This is a genomic window from Curtobacterium sp. UCD-KPL2560 (assembly GCF_001705035.1).
GTDB lineage: Bacteria > Actinomycetota > Actinomycetes > Actinomycetales > Microbacteriaceae > Curtobacterium.
On sequence record NZ_MCIG01000002.1, the window covers coordinates 24,660 to 39,198 of the forward strand.

Sequence of the window (14,539 nt, forward strand, 5' to 3'; positions counted from 1 at the left end):
GGCGGATGCGTGCGCATCGTGCGACACCGCGGCCGTCGGACGAGTCGCACGAGAGCGGCAGGCGGCGCGGGTGGGCGCGCGGGGCGACCCCGGACGGACGGGAGGCACGTGGCGGACCCGCCACGTGCCTCCCGTCCGTCACCGGGTCGCGGGGCGACCCGACCCGGTCACCCGGTGTTCTGCAGGCCGGCGGCGATGCCGTTCACGGTGAGCAGGAGCAGGCGGTGGTCGCCGTCCGTCGGGTCGGTGCTGCCGGACGTCCGGATCGCCCGGAGCGCACGGAGCTGCAGGTGCGACAGGGCGTCGACGTACGGGCTGCGGAGGCGCACGGCGCGGGCGAGGACGGGACGGTCCTCGAGCACGTCGCTGCCGCCCGACACCCGGAGGACCCACTCGCGGGTGCGGAGCATCTCGTCGAGCACCTGCGCCGCGAGGTCGTCGCGGTCGGCGAGCTCGAGGTACCGGCGCGCGATCTGCTCGTCGGTCTTCGCGAGCGACATCTCGACGTTCTTGATCATCGCGCCGAACAGCGGCCACTCGCGGTACGCCGTGCGCAGGAGCTCGACGTCGCCGACCGCCTGCAGCGCGGACCCGAGGCCGTACCAGCCGGCGAGGTTGATGCGCGCCTGCGTCCACGAGAAGACCCACGGGATGGCCCGGAGGTCCTCGAGCGACTCGACGCTCAGGCCGCGACGGGCCGGGCGCGAGCCGAGGGGCAGCAGGCCGATCTCCTCCATCGGCGTGACCCGCGCGAACCAGGGCGCGAAGCCGTCGGCCTTGACGAGGTCGTAGAACGCGGCGCGCGAGACGTCGTCGAGCTGCTGCGCGAGGTCGGCGAACCGGTCTGCTGCGGCCGCGGTGCGGTCCTCGTTCGACGGCGACGACGCGAACAGCGTGGCCGAGGCCATCTGCTCGAGGTGCCGGGCGGCGATGTCCTGGTCGCCGTACTGGGCGAAGATGACCTCGCCCTGCTCGGTGAGCTTCAGGCGACCGTCGATCGACCCCGGCGGCTGCGCGAGGACGGCCTCGTTCGCGGGTCCGCCGCCGCGGCCGAGCGAGCCGCCACGGCCGTGGAACAGGGTCAGCTCGACGTCGTTGTCCCGCGCCCAGTCGGCGATCCGGGCCTGGGCGTCGTACAGCGCCAGGTTGGCCGACACCGGACCGACGTCCTTCGACGAGTCCGAGTACCCGAGCATGACCTCGAGTCGACGCCCGGTCGCGGCCAGGCGGCGCTGGAAGGGTGCGGTGCGCACGGCCTCGTCGAGGATGTCGACGCTGGCGTGCAGGTCGGCGAAGGTCTCGAACAGCGGGATGACGTCGAGCACCGGCGCGGCCTCGGGCGAACCGAGCGCCGCGACGGCCAGCTCGTGCACGTTCGCCAGGTCGGCGGGCGACTGGGTGAAGGAGACGATGTAGCGGTGCGCGGCGCGGACGCCGTACCGCTGCTGGAGCTCGGCGATCGTCCGGAAGACCGCGAGGACCTCCTCCGTGGTCTCGCTCAGCGGGCCACCCGCGCGGATCTCGGCGAGGGCGGTCCGGTGCACCTGCGAGTGCTGGCGGACCTCGAGCTCGGCCAGGTGGAAGCCGAAGGTCTCCACCTGCCAGACGAGGTTCTGCAGGTCGCCGTTCGCGGTCCGTGCCGCACCGGCCGCGACGAGCGAGGCCTGGATGACCCGGAGGTCGGCGAGGAGCGCCTCGGGGCCGTCGTAGACGAGCGGGCCCTGGCCGCGGCGGGTGGCACGGATGCGGGCGGCCACGAACAGCAGCGCGCGGCGGTGGGTCTCGTTCGGGGCGCGGACGCCGATGCGCTCGGCGATGCCCGGGTCGAGGGCCTCCTGCGCGGCGACGAGCGCCTGCAGCCCGGCGTCGGCCGGGGTCTCGGCGGCGTCGAGCGTCAGGGCCGACCCGATCCGGGTCGCGGCACGGGCGAGGCCGAGCAGGATGTGCTCGGAGGCGATCTCGGCCGCCTGCCGTGTGACGTCGGCGGTCACGTGCGGGTTGCCGTCCCGGTCGCCGCCGATCCAGGTGCCGAACCGGACGAACGCCGGGGCGGTCACCGGCACGCGACCGGCGTCGTCGCCGAGCAGCCGGTCGTCGAGCAGGCGGTACACCTGCGGCACGATCTCGAACAGCGTCTGGTCGAACACGCTCATCGCGGTGCGGACCTCGTCGAGCGGGGTCGGCCGGGTCGTGCGGAGCGGCGAGGTGCGGAGGAGGGTCGTGATCTCCTCGAGCAGCCGGCGCTCGTTCTCGGCACGCGCGGTGGCGTTGCGGGCGCGGTCGCGCTCGTCGATGAGGTCCGTGATCCGTCGGACCGCCGTGGTCACCGCGCGACGGCGGGCCTCGGTCGGGTGCGCGGTGAGGACCGGGTGGAACCGGAGGTCGCGGAGCCGCTCGGCAGCGGCGTCGGCGCCGACCTGCTCGACCAGCGATGCGTAGGTCGCGGGGAACGAGTCGCCCGCGACGCCGCCGTCGTCGCCGCGACCGCGGAGGACCCGGACGCGGTGGTGCTCCTCGGCGAGGTTCGTGAGGTGGAAGTACGTCGTGAACGCCTGGGCCACCGCCTCGGCGCGCTCGGCCGACATGCCGGCCACGATCGCCTCGGCCCGCGCGGCACCCTCGGCGTCGGAGCCCTCGTAGGCCCCGATCACCGCGGCCCGCAGGTCCTCGACGTCGTGCAGCAGGTCCTCGCCACCGGTCTCCCGCAGCACCCGCCCGAGCAGGTTGCCGAGGTACCGCACGTCCGCGCGCAGGTCGCTGTCGACCGCTCCGCTGACGTCGTCCCGTGCGCGCCCGTGGCGCGTCGATCCGTCGATCGCCGTCATGGGTTCCTCTCACGTCCGCCGGGCACGCGGCCCGGGTCCCCAGCAGCGTACCGGCGGACGGCGACGCGTGACGACGCGTGACGAGGACCGTCCGGACGGACTCCGAGCGGTGCGACGGCGCCGGTGCTCAGGCCGTCACGGCGGGGGCGCCGTGCCCGATGGACCGCAGCACCGCACGGTCGAGCGACGCGGCCAGGTCGACCTCGGCGAGGACGGCCTCGCGCTCCTCGGCCGACCACGGTGCGGCGTCGAGTTCGGCGCGGTAGGTGTCCTCGAACGCCGCCGGGTCGGCGACCTGGTCGAAGATCGTGAAGAGCACGCCGTTCGTGTCGAAGCCGAACCGCTCCTCGAGCAGCCGGGCGAGCGACGGGCCGCCGCTGAGGTCGCCGAGGTACCGCGTGTAGTGGTGCGCCACGAACCCGCCGGGCGACGTCGCCGCGACCTCGTTCAGGCGTCGGACGTACGCCGTGGTGGCGGGCGTCGGGCAGCACAGCTCCGACCAGTCCGGGCCGACGAGGTACTCGAGGTCGGCGCGGATCGCGGGCAGCCGGGTGAGCTGCGCCGTGACGAACGGCGCCGCGACGGGGTGGTCCGCCATCCGTTCGGCGGCCCGTTCGAGTGCGGCGTAGACGACGGCGTACTGTCCGAGCAGGTCGGCGTAGTCGGCGACCTCGCACTCCCCCGCGAGCAGTCCGTGGGCCCCGGACGTGCCGGCGGCCGCGTCCGATCGGCCCGCCCGCCGCCGCAGCAGCTCGGAGAACGTCGTCACGGTCGCACCCATGAGGTAAGGCTAACCTCAGTGCTCGGAACGTCAAGCAGCCCACTGACAGGAAGTCCCCCGATGACCCCCAGCCCGAAGCGCCAGCAGCACGTCTTCGTCGTCGAGCGGACCGAACGGCTGACGCCGCACATGGTCCGCGTCCACCTCGGCGGGCCGGCCTTCCGGGACTTCGTCGACGGCGCCGACCCGGACCGGCTCGCGGCGACCGACAAGTACGTCAAGCTGCTGCTCGCCCCGCCGTCGTCCGGGCTCACCCCGCCGTACGACCTCGAGGCGCTCCGCACCGCCCTGCCGAAGCACGAGCGGCCCGCGCGCCGCACGTACACCGTGCGCGCGGTCGACCACGCGGCGGGGACGATCGCGATCGACTTCGTCGTGCACGGCGACGACGGCCTCGCCGGGCCCTGGGCGGCCGCCGCCCGTCCCGGGGACCTGCTCGCGCTGAGCGGCCCGGGCGGCGGGTACGCGCCGTCCACCGACCCGGCCGTCACGCACGTGCTGCTCGGCGACGACAGCGCCCTGCCCGCGATCGGCGCCGCCCTGGAGGCGATGCCCGCCACCGCGCAGGGCGTCGCGCTCGTCGAGGTGGCCGGGCCCGAGGACGAGCAGGCGCTCGTGGTGCCCGCCGGGGTCGACCTGCGGTGGCTGCACCGCGACGCCACCGGCGCCGAGCCGGGCACGCTCCTGCTGGCGGCGGCGCGCGCACTGCCCCGCGCCTCCCGACCGGTCCGGGTCTTCGCGCACGGCGAGCGGACCGCGGTCAAGGCGATCCGTCGGCTGCTGCAGGACGACTGGGGACTCGACAAGGCCGACCTGTCGCTGTCGGCGTACTGGGCGCTCGGCCGTGCCGAGGACCGGTTCCAGGAGGAGAAGCGCGAACCCGTCGGCATGGTGTTCCCGGACTGACGCGGGCGCGCGGCGGTCGCCGCGGTCGCGGTGGGCTGCGGCCGCCGCGGTCGCTGTCGTCGCGGCTGCGCGCTCCGGTGCGGCCGGGAGGCGCGGTGCACGTCGGTGGGTGCGGCTAGCGTCCGGCGCGTGGTCACCGCGAAGCGCACCCCTCCCGTCCCCGACGGCCGTGCGGGCGACCGCGCGCGGTGCGCGATCCCCGGGTGCGACGGCGACGCACTGCCCGCCGTCGCGGCCGTGCTGCCGCTGTGCGCGGGGCACGTCGCGCTCGTGGCCGACCTGGCCGCCGAGCACACCGGCGTCGAGGACGTGCTGCCCGGGCCGTGCCCGCTGTGCGGGTCGCGGAGCGGCGTCCGGTTCCCGTCGGGCAGCCTGTGCGCCGTGTGCGAGTGGCCGTGGGGCGACGTGCCGGACGGCGACCTCGCGCCGCCCCGCGTCGACGTCGTCTACTACCTGCGGCAGCGCGACGACTTCGGCGACCGGATCAAGATCGGCACGACGACGAACCCGCGGCAGCGCCTGGCGGCGGTCCCGCACCAGGAGCTCCTGGCGTTCGAACGGGGCGACCGCACGCTCGAACGCCGACGGCACCGCGCGTTCGCGGCCGACCGGTACCCGCGCACCGAGTGGTTCCGGACGACCCCGGCACTGCTCGCGCACGTCGCGGTGGTCGGGGCCGGGGTCACCGACCCGTGGGCGCTGCACGCGCGGTGGACGAGCGAGGCGCTGGCCCTGCGGGGGTGACGCACGACGCCCGCCGACCGGGTGGTCGGCGGGCGTCGGGGCGGTGCCGTGCCCGTGCCGGCACCGGTGCGGTGCCGGCACGCTCGCGCTCGCTCTCGCGCTCGCTCTCGCTCCGGTGCGCGTGCCCGGCCTCAGGCGGCGACGGTCGCCGCTCCCGCCCGGTCCGCCGCGGCGTCGTCACGGAGGAACCGGTCGGCCGTGCGGAGCGACAGCGCCATGATCGTCAGCGCCGGGTTGGCGATGACCGCGCTCGGGAACACCGAGTTGTCGCAGATCCACATGTTCGGCACGTCCCACGACCGGCCTGCCGGGTCGACGACCGAGCTGCCGCCGTCGGCCCCCATGCGCGCGGTGCCGATGGTGTGCGCCGTGCGCTCGAGCACGCGGACGTCGGTGCCGCCCGCCGCCTCGACGATCGCGGTCATGGTGCGGACGGCGTGGGCGCGGATGGCGTCCTCGTTGCTGCCGGGCGAGAACGACACCCGGGCCCGCGGGACACCGTGCTCGTCGAGCTCGTCGGACAGCACGAGCCGGTTGTCGTCGTACGGCAGGCACTCGGCGTTGATCCCGACGCCGGCCGTCCGGGGGTAGTCGCGCATCGCCCGCACCAGCTCGGCGCCGCGCAGCCCGCCGCCGCGCACGAGCGTCGTGGCGAAGGTCAGCGGCTGCACCCCCAGGCTCTGGATGAGGTAGCCGCCCGCGAAGTCGGCGTCGGCTGGGCGGACGAAGTCCTCGGTGATGATCGACGACGGGTACCCGCGGTACGAGCGCATCGACTCGTCGAAGGTCGCCCAGACCTGGGTCGCACCGTGTGCCGTGAAGTTACGGCCCACCTGGCCGCTGCTGTTCGCCAGGCCCGTGTGCAGGAGCAGGCGTGCCGTCTCGACCCCGCCCGCTGCGAGCACGAGGGACCGGCAGCGCTGGCGGCGCTCCTGGCCGTCGCGCGTGTAGAGCACGGCGCTGACGCGTCCGGACCCGTCGAGCTCGATGCCGTGCACGAACGAGCCGGGTCGGATCTCCGCGCCGAACGCCACGGCGGCGGGCAGGTACGTGGTGTCCATCGACACCTTCGCGCCGTTGCGGCAGCCCTGGTGGCAGGACCCGCACGAGACGCAGGCCTGGCGGAGGCCGTGGTGCTCCTGGTGCCGGTCCTCGGTGGTGAGCGCGACCGGGGCGTCGGTGGCGGTGATGCCGAGCGCCGCGGTGCCGCGCATCATCATGTCCGAGGACGCGTTCCGGGCGGGCGGGCCCATCCGGTAGCGGCGTGCGGGGTCCCACGGGTAGTGCGCGGGGCCGGCGACGCCGACCTCGTGCTCCACGCGCTCGATGTACGCGGTCAGCTCGGCGTGGTCGACCGGCCAGTCCTCGCCCTGCCCGGACTCGGTGCGCAGGCGCAGGTCGTGGGTGCTCGGCCGCGGGGTGAACGCGCCCCAGTGCAGGGTCGACCCGCCGACGCCCGTGCCGCTGTTGTTCGGACCGAACGCGGTCGGGGCGGACCCGCCGCTGATCCGCTCGTCCATCCAGTTGATGTCCGCCGGCGCCTCGACCTCGTCGGGCAGGTGGTCCTCGGGTTCGGTGTTGCGGCCGGCCTCGAGGGCGACCGCGGTCAGGCCCTCGCGGGCGAGCCGGGCGAGCAGCGGAGCACCGCCGGCACCCGTGCCCACGACGACCACGTCGACGACCTCGTCGTCCTGGTAGCGGCGCTGTGCGTCGAGTCTCATCGTCGTGCTCCCTCTGGTTCCCATGCTTCGCGTTGCCCGGCTCCGAGCAACTGGAAGCCCTGTTTCCGGACGCCGTCGCCGCCGTTGGCGTAGCCGTCGTAGTCGATCTCGGACATGGTCGCGGGGTGCGCCAACCACTGCTTCACCAGGTCCACGCTGGCGTCCTCGAACCAGGCGCGCAGCGCCCCGGCGTCGAGCGGGCCGTCCGACCGGTGGCGACCGGCGGCGACGGCCTCGAGGACCGCGTCGAGGTCCCCTCCGTCGACCACCGGGGCGAGCACGTCGAGTGCCGCCCGGTACGCCTCGACGTCGGTCGGCAGACCGTCGGGCCGCCAGCCGTCGCCCGCGCCGGCGGCGAGCTGGGCGTCCACGCGCAGGGCCAGGTCGACGTGGTACGGGCCGGGCTGCGGGACGACCGTGCGGGCCACGGCGCGCAGGGTGTCGAGCTGCCGACGGGTGAGCGCGGCGGGCTCGGCGGCGGGGTCGTCCGCGAGGGAGCGCACCGCGAAGACGCCGCGCGTGCGGGCGCTGACCCGGGGCGAGGCGATCACGCGCACCGCGTCGGCGGGGACGGCCGGCGTGTGCGCGACCCGGCGGTTCCAGAAGTCACGCACGACCGCGGCGACCTCGAGCGGACGCTCCCACGGCAGCAGGTGCGCCGCACCGTCGACGACGTGCAGCTCGGCGGCGGGCCAGTGCGGCATCGTCAGGCGTCGCTGGGCGTCGGCGTCGAGGTCGCCGTCCTCGGCCCCGGCGATCACGAGCGTCGGGACGGGGTTCGGCACGGCGTCGGCCGACCAGTCCTCGCGGCTGCCGCGGAGCAGCCAGTCCCGCCAGGCGCGGGGGTCCGTGCGCTCGACGTCGTGCACGGCCATCTCGTGCCGGTCGGGCGGCAGGACCTCGGCGGTGTTCGCGTCGACGAACGCGGCGGCGTGGTCCGGGCGGATGCGACCGTCCTCGGCCCACGAGAGCATCGAAGCGCGACGGTCCTCGGCCATGGGCTCGGGCGACAGCGGCGAGGCCGCGAGCAGCACGACGGCGCGGAGCCCGAACAGGCCGTTCGCACCGGAGACGGTGCGGTCCGCGACCACCGTGGCGACCTTGCCGCCCATCGAGTGGCCGACGAGCACCCACTCGGTGGCGCCGCTCGCCCCGACGGCGCGCTCGACGGCGACGGCCATCTCCTCGACCGTCGTGCCGGCCGACGCCGGGCTGCGACCGAAGCCGGGGAGGTCGATCCCGACCAGGTCGAGGTCGCCGGCGAGCTCGGACCGGAGCAGCACGAACTCCTCCGAACTCGACCCGAGGGCGTGGAGGCAGAACGCGGTCGCAGTCATCGTTCGTTCCTACCGGCGGCTCGGCGTCGGTCTCAGGCTGGCGTACCCCGTTGCCGTACCCCGACCGCGGTCGTCGGCGGCGCGGGCGGCGGGAGCGGTCACCGGGCGTAGGCGTCGACGAACAGCGGTCCGCGCAGGTCGCGCAGCGTGTCGGCGAGCTGGTCGACGGTCCGCCGGGAGATGCCCGACACCTGCAGGTCGTACGGGCCGAGCGCGGGCAGGCGTCCGGTGCGGATGCGGACGACCTCCCAGCCGACACTCCGCACCGCACGGTCCTTCCGCCGGTCGGTCTCCTGCCGCGGACCGACGTGCTCGAGCCCGTGGCGGCCCGTGCTGTCGTACTCGATCGCGACGCGGAGCTCCGGCAGGACGATGTCCGGCCAGGCCTCGACGTGGTCGAAGAACGGTCGGTCGAGGCGGATCGCCGTGTGCGAGAACGTGAACGCGAAGCGCTCCTGCAGGGCCGCGCGGAGGTCCGCCTCGACGGCGGACGCGGTGGCCGGCGCGCACGTGCTCGTGAAGGACTCGCCCGACGGCAGCCGCGGGGTCTTCGGGCAGACGGCCCGCGGGATCGGCTGCCCGGCACGCACCGGCACGCCACCGCCGACCGGTCCGCCACCGCGCACGGGCGCACCGCCACCCCGGACGGGGCCACCACCGCGGACGGGCGCACCGCCACGGACGGGCCGACGACGGGTCGAGGCCACCGCACCGGGCGGGAGGCCGCCGGACGGGACGGCACCGGGCAGCGCCCCGACGGCCGCCGGTCCGCGCGCGGCTGCGGCTCCCCCGCGCGCCGACGGCAGGGTCTGGCGCCCGACGCTCCGGACGGCGCGCTGCGGGACGGGCACCGACGCCGGCCAGTCCTCGGGCAGCACGGGCCACCGCTGCGGCTGTGCCTGGACCTGGCACTCCGGGCACCACACCGAGCGGCGGCGTTCGCGGCCCGGCCGGGAGCGCTGCTCGGCGGGGGTCGCGACGAAGACGTGGCCGACGTCGCACTCCCACGTGAGCAGGACCTCGGCGAGCGGGGGCACCTGGGTCAGGACGACCCCGTGGTTCCACTCCGGGTGGTACTGCCGGACCAGGACCGGGTACGAGGCCCACGCTTCACGGAAGGTCCCGACGGCGTACGGCACGGCTGTGCCGCGCGACCACTGTCGCCGGCGCCACCAGGCGTCCACGGGTTCCACCACGTGGGCCACCGTAGGCACCGCCACCGACAGCGCCGACCGCCGCTGCACGAGCGCGCGACCGGCCGCGCGACCGGTCCCGCCCGCGTCCGGTCGCTCGTGCCCGCGGGTCAGTCCTGCGGCGGCGTCGCGAAGGTGAAGCGCTCCGGCCCGGACTCGGACCCGTCGTCGAGCACCCGGATCCCGGCCTCGCGGCAGGCGGTGACCCCGTCGCGGTGCACCCGCTCGGGTCGCGGACGGCGCGGCACACCGGCCGCCCCGAACACCGCCCAGGCGTTCGCGGCCGCGGCGCTCGTGAAGCGCGTGCTGTACCGCACCCCCGCGAACCCCGCCGCGTCGAACGCGCGCGCCCAGGCCTGCGGCACGCGGTAGTCGCCCATCGTCTGGAGCTCGGCGCCCACCCCGGAGCGCACGGCCGCCGGGTGCGTGACGTCGGCGAACCGTCGCCCGCGGGACGCCCGGGCCGCGACGACGACCATCTCCCGGGCCCGCGACGCGAACACCGTGTTCGTCGAGAGCACGTGGTGCGCCAGGCGCTCCCGGACGGCGACCTCGACCGCGTCCGCCCAGTAGCAGGTGCCCCGCGGCACGGCGAGGTCGAACCGGCCGCCGTCGACACCGTCGGCGTCGGGCTCGGTGCTCGCGAACCACCACGCGCCACGGTCGTGCCGCTTCGCCCGGTAGAACGTCGTGCCCCGCGACTCCTCGGCCGGGAAGTCGGTCAGGTCGAGGTCGGGTCGCGGGCGCCGCTGGGCGACCTCGTTGCGGTCCGGTGTCACGCGTCGGCCGCCCACGCGGTCGCCGCCCGACGGGCCGCCGCGAGCACCTGTTCCTCGCGGCCGTCGCGGAGCGCCTGGGCGGCCGTGGTCCCGCCGAACTCCTCGGCCTCGGTGTTCAGCCAGAGCGCACTCCCCCACGGGTCGATTCGGTCGGGGTCGACGAGCGCGAGGACCTGGCGCAGGTGCGGCAACGGACTGCCGGACACGCCGAACTGGAACGAGGGGAAGACGAGGCTGCCGTCGCCGATCTTCAGGCCGATGAGGTCGCGCTTCGCCGTCGCCTTGCTGAGCGCCTGGCGGGTCACCCCGCGCCACGCCGCGAGGGTCGGCGTGTCGTAGAACGGCCCGATCAGGGCGTCGGCCTCGTGCTTGACCGACGGGAGCGCCGCGACCATCCGGTCGGCGAGCAGCTCGACGTCGACGCCGGAGTCGAGCGCCCCGGCCGCGCGTCCGCTCTCGATGCGGCGTCGGAGCGCGTCGAGCAGTGCGGCACCGTCCGCCCCGACGCCCGGACGCCCGGCCTGCTCGTGTCGTGCCTGTGTGGTCGCAGCCATGGTTCCTCCTGTCAACCCAGTCAACCACGGGGGACCGCGCTTCGACAACCCCGTCAACCTCTCGGGAGCACTCGGCACGCGGACACCACCACGCCGGCGACGGGACGAGTGTGACGCCGTGTTCCGTCGTGTGCCGTCGTGTTGCGCCGGTGCTTGCCGCGCCCGGACCGCCGCTCGTACGGTCCTCGCCATGACCGACACGGCAGACGTGACCACCCGCTCGACGCGGCGTGGCGAGCTGGTGTTCCGCGTCGTCCACCCGGACGACCCCGCCGCCGCACCGCTCCTGGCCGACCTGGAGCGCGAGTACGACGCGCGCTACGGCGACCAGCTCGACGGGGGTGCGGCGGCGGAGCTCGCCCGCTACCCCGCCGAGGACTTCGTGGCCCCGCGCGGGGTGTTCCTCCTGCTCCACGAGGACGACCGACTGGTGGCCGGCGGTGCCTTCATGCCGCACGACGACGAGACCGTCGAGCTGAAGCGGATCTGGACCGCGCCCGGTGCCCGCGGGCAGGGCCTGGCCGGCCGCGTGGTCGCCGAGCTCGAGGCGGAAGCGCGTCGCCGGGGCTCCCGCCGGGTCGTCCTGACCACCGGCCCGCGCCAACCCGAGGCCGTGGCCCTGTACCGGCGCGCCGGCTACACCCCGCTGTACGACGTCAGCAGACCGGCCGAGGAGGTCGGCGTGCACGCGTTCGAGAAGACCCTCGCGCCCCGCCCCGCCGACGGTGACCGCGGCACGCGACCCGGCCACCCTGCCGGGGCGACCCGCGCTGCGGAGGGGGGCCGCGCCTCCCGTCCGGTCGCCCCGACCATCGACGCGGCCGCACGCGCCGCGCTCGACCGCCCCGTCCTGCCGCTGCGCCACCCCGTGCGGTGGATCGCCGCCGCGGTCGTGCTGGTGCTCATGCTGAACGGCGTCGAGACGCTGTTCACGAACCCGGCCTGGGGCTGGCCCGCGGTCGGGAAGTGGCTGTTCAGCCCGGCGATCCTGACCGGGCTGCAGCTCACGCTCGTGGCGACCGGCCTGAGCGCGGTGATCAGCTTCGCCGGCGGGGTCCTGGTCGCGCTCGCGCGGCTGTCGCGGAACCCGGTGCTGTCCGGGCTCGCGTGGGGGTACGTGTGGTTGTTCCGGTCCGTGCCGCTCATCCTCGTGCTCGTCTTCCTGTACAACCTCGGGTCGCTGTACCCGACGATCGGCATCGGCGTCCCGTTCGGCCCGCAGGTCACGGTGCCGACCGCGGACGTCCTCGGCGACCTGGCGATCGGCGTCCTCGCACTGAGCCTGAGCGAGGTCGCCTACGCGTCCGAGATCGTGCGGGCGGGGGTGCTCGCGGTCGACCACGGCCAGCTCGAGGCGGCACGGGCGCTCGGGCTCCCCCCGCGACGGCAGTTCGTCCGGGTCGTCCTGCCGCAGGCACTGCGGTCGATCGTGCCCGCGTTCGTCAACCAGGTGGTGGGGTTGCTCAAGGCCTCGTCGCTGCTGTTCTACGTCTCGCTGCTCGACCTGTTCGGCGTGGTCCAGAACCTGTCGAGCACCTACCCGACGGACATCATCCCGCTGCTCGTGGTCGCGACGCTCTGGTACCTCGCGCTGACCAGCGCGGTGTCGGTCGTGCAGTACCACGTCGAGCGCTGGACGAACCGCGGGTCCGCGCGCTCGCTCCCGCCGACGCCGTGGCAGCGGGTGCGTGGTGCGGTCCGGCGACGGCCGGGAGGCGCGGGTCGCCTGCCGTCGTCGGCGCGCGGTGCCCGGGTGCTCACCGCCGACGCCCGGAGCGCCCGGTGAGCGCGGCGATCGGCGTCCACGGCGCGGTCAAGGCGTTCGGCGACCAGGTCGTGATCGACGGTGTCGACCTGTCGCTGCCCGCCGGGAGCGTCACCGTCGTCCTCGGGCCGTCCGGTTCGGGCAAGTCGACCCTGCTCCGCACGATCAACCACCTCGAACCGCTCGACCGGGGCGTCGTCACGGTCGGCGGCGAGACGATCGGGGTCCGGCTGCGCACCGGGCGGGACGGGCGCGTCCGGTACCAGGAGCTGCCCGAGCGGCACATCCGTCGGCAGCGCTCCCGGATCGGGTTCGTGTTCCAGCACTTCGAGCTGTTCCCGCACCTCACGGCGCTCGAGAACGTCGCCGAGGGGCCGGTCGCCGCCGGGGTCCCGGTCGCAGCGGCGCGCGCTCGCGCCCAGGAGCTGCTCGAGCGCGTCGGGCTCGGCGACCGCGGCGCGTCCCGGCCGCGGCAGTTGTCCGGCGGCCAGCAGCAGCGCGTCGCGATCGCCCGGGCGCTCGCGCTCGACCCGTCGGTCGTGCTCCTCGACGAGCCCACGTCGGCGCTCGACCCGGAGCTCGTCGGCGAGGTGCTCGGCGTCGTCCGGGACCTCGCCGCGTCGGGAACGACCCTCGTGGTCGTCACGCACGAGGTCGCGTTCGCCCGCGAGGTCGCCGACCACGTCGTCTTCCTCGACCACGGGCGCGTCGTCGAGCAGGGGCCGCCCGCCCGGGTCATCGACGCCCCACAGCACGCCCGGACCCGGGACTTCCTGTCCCGCGTCCGGTGAACCCGCACCCACCGAAGGAGTCCGTCTTGCCCACCACCGCCCTCTCCCCCACGTCCGACGCACCGCCCGCCGCACCGCCCACTCGCTGGCGCGCCCGCGCCGGCGCCCTCGTCCTCGCCGCCGGGGTCGTCGTGGCCCTCGCGGGCTGCTCGTCGGGCGCCGCCGCCACCGGCAGCGGTCAGGGGTCCTCGCGCGGTTCCGTGACCATCGGCGCCGCGTCGAACGGTGCAGCCACCGAGACGACGGTCCGGGTCGCCGAGGACACGACGCTGCACGACGAGCTACCGGCCGCCGTCAAGTCCTCGGGGAAGCTCGTGATCGGTGTCGGCGCGCTGCCCGCCGGGTTCCCGCCGCTCGCCTTCACGGGCGACGACCAGCGGACGCTGACCGGTTCGGAACCGGACCTCGGACGACTGGTCGCCGCGAAGCTCGGGCTCGAGGCCGACGTGCGGAACGCCACGTGGGACAACCTGTTCGTCGGCATCGACGGCGGGAAGATCGACGCCGGGTTCTCGAACGTCACCGTGACCGAACAGCGGAAGGAGAAGTACGACTTCGCGTCCTACCGCCAGGACAACCTCGCCCTCCAGGTGCTCGCGACCTCGAAGCTCGCGTTCGACGGCGACCCGTCCGTGCTCGCCGGCAGGACGATCGCGGTGAGCTCCGGGACGAACCAGGAGAAGATCCTGCTCGAGTGGAAGGCCGACCTCGAGCAGCAGGGGAAGACCATCGACGTCAAGTACTACCCGGACGGCAACGCGGTGCAGCTCGCGCTCGGCTCCGGCAAGATCGACGGCTACTTCGGCCCGAACCCGACGATCGCGTACGCGAACACGCAGAGCGCCGGCAGCGCACACCCGACGAAGACCGCGGGGACGTACTCGGGCGCCGGCTCGACGCTGCAGGGGCTCATCGCGGCGACGACGAAGAAGGACAGCGGGCTGGCGGAGCCGATCGCCGACGCGATCGACGCACTCATCGCGGACGGGACCTACGCGAAGTGGCTGCGGGCGTACAACCTGTCGAACGAGGCCGTGCAGACCTCGCAGGTGAACCCGGAGGGGCTGCCGCTCGACAACGGCTGAGCGGGGCTCCGATCGTCGGACACCCCCGTGACCGTCGTGGTCACGGGGGTGTCCTCCG

General features: G+C 75.0%; 12 protein-coding genes. 5 read left to right on the plus strand and 7 right to left on the minus strand.

All coding sequences use genetic code 11. The features are described 5' to 3' along the window. Positions 1-167: 167 nt before the first annotated feature. Entirely contained in the window at positions 168-2,825 is a 2,658-nt protein-coding gene (locus BEP24_RS01055; protein WP_065959383.1) for a phosphoenolpyruvate carboxylase, read from the minus strand. A gap of 127 nt (positions 2,826-2,952) precedes the next feature. Further along, complete coding sequence (locus BEP24_RS01060) at positions 2,953-3,606, minus strand: heme oxygenase (biliverdin-producing) (protein WP_065959385.1); 654 nt, start codon at positions 3,604-3,606, stop codon at positions 2,953-2,955. A 60-nt stretch (positions 3,607-3,666) separates the two neighbouring features. Between BEP24_RS01060 and BEP24_RS01065 the strand changes: the two genes are divergently transcribed. Then, positions 3,667-4,512 carry a siderophore-interacting protein gene (locus BEP24_RS01065; protein ID WP_065959386.1) on the plus strand — a complete coding sequence of 282 codons (846 nt, stop codon included), beginning with the start codon at positions 3,667-3,669 and terminating at the stop codon, positions 4,510-4,512. A 237-nt stretch (positions 4,513-4,749) separates the two neighbouring features. Then, positions 4,750-5,256, plus strand: coding sequence for a GIY-YIG nuclease family protein (locus BEP24_RS01070; protein ID WP_253181526.1), 507 nt, complete (start codon positions 4,750-4,752; stop codon positions 5,254-5,256). A gap of 131 nt (positions 5,257-5,387) precedes the next feature. Here the strand turns inward: BEP24_RS01070 and BEP24_RS01075 are convergent, their stop codons facing one another. From BEP24_RS01075 to BEP24_RS01095, 5 genes are all read right to left on the minus strand, one after another. Beyond that, entirely contained in the window at positions 5,388-6,977 is a 1,590-nt protein-coding gene (locus BEP24_RS01075; RefSeq protein ID WP_065959389.1) for a GMC family oxidoreductase, read from the minus strand. Beyond that, positions 6,974-8,314 carry an alpha/beta fold hydrolase gene (locus tag BEP24_RS01080; RefSeq protein ID WP_065959391.1) on the minus strand — a complete coding sequence of 447 codons (1,341 nt, stop codon included), beginning with the start codon at positions 8,312-8,314 and terminating at the stop codon, positions 6,974-6,976. Before BEP24_RS01080 ends, BEP24_RS01075 begins: the two co-directional genes overlap by 4 nt. Positions 8,315-8,412: 98 nt before the next feature. Continuing rightward, a complete protein-coding gene (locus BEP24_RS01085) occupies positions 8,413-9,510 on the minus strand; it encodes a hypothetical protein (protein WP_065959392.1) in 1,098 nt (365 codons plus the stop codon). A gap of 107 nt (positions 9,511-9,617) precedes the next feature. After that, positions 9,618-10,286 (minus strand): RES family NAD+ phosphorylase, encoded by a 669-nt coding sequence (locus BEP24_RS01090; RefSeq protein ID WP_139197433.1) that lies wholly within the window; start codon positions 10,284-10,286, stop codon positions 9,618-9,620. Further along, entirely contained in the window at positions 10,283-10,840 is a 558-nt protein-coding gene (locus BEP24_RS01095; protein ID WP_083229962.1) for a hypothetical protein, read from the minus strand. Before BEP24_RS01095 ends, BEP24_RS01090 begins: the two co-directional genes overlap by 4 nt. A gap of 190 nt (positions 10,841-11,030) precedes the next feature. Here BEP24_RS01095 and BEP24_RS17325 point away from each other — a divergent pair, with 190 nt between their 5' ends. The 3 genes from BEP24_RS17325 to BEP24_RS01110 are packed head-to-tail and all read left to right on the plus strand — an operon-like array spanning position 11,031 to position 14,481. Beyond that, a complete protein-coding gene (locus tag BEP24_RS17325; RefSeq protein ID WP_083229963.1) occupies positions 11,031-12,626 on the plus strand; it encodes a GNAT family N-acetyltransferase in 1,596 nt (531 codons plus the stop codon). Then, positions 12,623-13,396, plus strand: coding sequence for an amino acid ABC transporter ATP-binding protein (locus tag BEP24_RS01105; RefSeq protein WP_065959396.1), 774 nt, complete (start codon positions 12,623-12,625; stop codon positions 13,394-13,396). The genes BEP24_RS17325 and BEP24_RS01105 overlap by 4 nt, the downstream gene beginning before the upstream one ends. 26 nt (positions 13,397-13,422) lie before the next feature. Next, positions 13,423-14,481 carry a transporter substrate-binding domain-containing protein gene (locus BEP24_RS01110; RefSeq protein WP_065959586.1) on the plus strand — a complete coding sequence of 353 codons (1,059 nt, stop codon included), beginning with the start codon at positions 13,423-13,425 and terminating at the stop codon, positions 14,479-14,481. Positions 14,482-14,539 lie beyond the last annotated feature (58 nt).

Coding starts and splice junctions, on each gene's coding strand:
- BEP24_RS01055 (WP_065959383.1), bottom strand. CDS start 2,825: ATGACGGCGATCGACGGATCGACGCGCCACGGGCGCGCACGGGACGAC.
- BEP24_RS01060 (WP_065959385.1), bottom strand. CDS start 3,606: ATGGGTGCGACCGTGACGACGTTCTCCGAGCTGCTGCGGCGGCGGGCG.
- BEP24_RS01065 (WP_065959386.1), top strand. CDS start 3,667: ATGACCCCCAGCCCGAAGCGCCAGCAGCACGTCTTCGTCGTCGAGCGG.
- BEP24_RS01075 (WP_065959389.1), bottom strand. CDS start 6,977: ATGAGACTCGACGCACAGCGCCGCTACCAGGACGACGAGGTCGTCGAC.
- BEP24_RS01080 (WP_065959391.1), bottom strand. CDS start 8,314: ATGACTGCGACCGCGTTCTGCCTCCACGCCCTCGGGTCGAGTTCGGAG.
- BEP24_RS01095 (WP_083229962.1), bottom strand. CDS start 10,840: ATGGCTGCGACCACACAGGCACGACACGAGCAGGCCGGGCGTCCGGGC.
- BEP24_RS17325 (WP_083229963.1), top strand. CDS start 11,031: ATGACCGACACGGCAGACGTGACCACCCGCTCGACGCGGCGTGGCGAG.